1 protein-coding gene is annotated in these 627 nt (G+C 66.5%); it reads right to left on the bottom strand.

The annotated features are described in order from the left end of the window. Positions 1 to 627: NAD-glutamate dehydrogenase domain-containing protein (locus tag E4K65_RS46820; RefSeq protein ID WP_167771713.1), on the bottom strand; the 627-nt coding region annotated here is incomplete at both ends.

Here is a 627-nt window from a genome sequence, read left to right as displayed (position 1 = left end):
CGCCGGCGAGAGCAGCATGCCGTTGCCGAAGACGTCGCCGGACATGTCGCCGACGCCGACCACGGTGAAAGGCATGGTTTGAATGTCGGTGCCGAGCTCGCGGAAATGGCGCTTGACCGCCTCCCAGGCGCCGCGCGCCGTGATCCCCATCTTCTTGTGGTCGTAGCCCTGACTGCCGCCGGAGGCGAAGGCATCGCCGAGCCAATGGTGCTTCTCGGCCGAAATCGCGTTGGCGACGTCGGAGAACGTGGCAGTGCCCTTGTCGGCGGCGACGACGAGGTAGGGGTCGTCGCCGTCGTGCCGCACGGTCAAGTCGGGCGGCACGACGACGTCGCCGTCGAGATTGTCGGTGAGTTCGAGCAGCGAGCGAACGAAGATGCGATAGGCTTCGGTACCTTCCGCGAGCCACGCCTCGCGATCGGAGGGCGGCGGCAGGCGCTTGGGCACGAAGCCGCCCTTGGCGCCGACCGGCACGATCACGGCGTTCTTGACCTGCTGCGCTTTCACTAGGCCGAGGATCTCGGTGCGGAAATCCTGCGGCCGATCGGACCAGCGCAAGCCACCGCGCGCAACCTTGCCGAAGCGCAGGTGAATGCCTTCGACGCGGGGTGAATAGACGAAAATCTC

This window comes from Bradyrhizobium niftali (assembly GCF_004571025.1).
Taxonomy (GTDB): domain Bacteria; phylum Pseudomonadota; class Alphaproteobacteria; order Rhizobiales; family Xanthobacteraceae; genus Bradyrhizobium; species Bradyrhizobium niftali.
The sequence above is the reverse complement of the archived record's forward strand: the minus strand, read 5'-3'. Positions and strand labels throughout refer to the sequence as shown.